Raw genomic sequence first — 1,031 nt, 5'->3', positions numbered from 1 at the left:
CTGCGCGATAAAATAAAACTTAAGCGCATATCCGTCATCTTCAAGGCAAGCTTCCAGTGCTTGTCGAATATATTCTTTGGTTAAGGAACGCACCTTCAGATGGGGAGGAGACGCCGGGATATACCCGATTCCGTGTTCTTGCATATAGCAGTAATAGTAATTGGGGGTAATTACGGTGATGTGATAGGTCATTCCATCATTGGCTTTCACTACAACCGGGATGCAGCCCTCATCTTTATTCACATCTTCATAATTTGGCGGATACTCAATCTCGATAATTTCCAACTCGTGCCTTTCGTTAGCCGGAGCTTCGTCCCATACAAATGGTTGCTTGTTCATTTTTCTGATTATGTCATTCATTTCTTCTATGCAAAAAGCGGCTTCCTGCCTGTTACCGCCCCCCAGGAAACTTAACTTCAAAAAATACGCGTCATCCCGTGCGTAATCCTCAATAGATTGCGTAATGTTCTCGTTGGTTAACGATTGTACATGCATGTCAGGACAGCCAAAGGGGACATAATTTAACTGTTCTTTATCCATATACCAATAGTAATTATTTGGCGTCCACAGGGTTACCGTATACGTAACCCCATCCTCCATATCGACAAACATATCACTATTATCATTATAGACATCTACCCCCACATAAGGAGGATATCTAATCTCTATAATATTCATCTGCGTAATATCATCCTTCCCCTTAGTTTCCGTACATTCTACGGAGTTCACTAATAACTTCGTCTTGATTCTTCTTGGTAGACTTGGCTACAATATTAAATCCATCTCTTGTATTTTGAAAATAAAGTCTGGCGCCATTAACAGTTCGAGCCTCATGAATTCCTCCGAATCTCAACGATGTATTTCCCATACCTGGATTGGAGTTCCCTTTGAACAGTTGTTGCGTTAAATGATTGATTTGTCTTTGTTCATCATGCCTTTTCGATAATTTTTCAGCATTTCGTACCAGGTTATTACTCTTATTAATAGAAGAAGTAACTTGAACCGTCGATTGAGCGGGCTGAGACGGACCC

At 40.9% G+C, this 1,031-nt stretch carries 1 protein-coding gene and 1 pseudogene; both read right to left on the bottom strand.

Annotation, left to right across the window (positions count from 1 at the left end):
- Positions 1-678: hypothetical protein (locus PPOP_RS19590; RefSeq protein ID WP_052516646.1), on the bottom strand; the 678-nt coding region annotated here is incomplete at its 3' end.
- Positions 679-700: 22 nt separating this feature from the next.
- Positions 701-1,031: pseudogene (locus PPOP_RS24670) on the bottom strand (hypothetical protein); the annotation flags it as partial.

Origin of the sequence: Paenibacillus popilliae ATCC 14706 (genome assembly GCF_000315235.1) — a bacterium.
Classification (GTDB): Bacteria; Bacillota; Bacilli; order Paenibacillales; family Paenibacillaceae; genus Paenibacillus_B; species Paenibacillus_B popilliae.
Note: the sequence above shows the minus strand (reverse complement) of the source record. Positions and strands in the feature narration are given on the sequence as shown.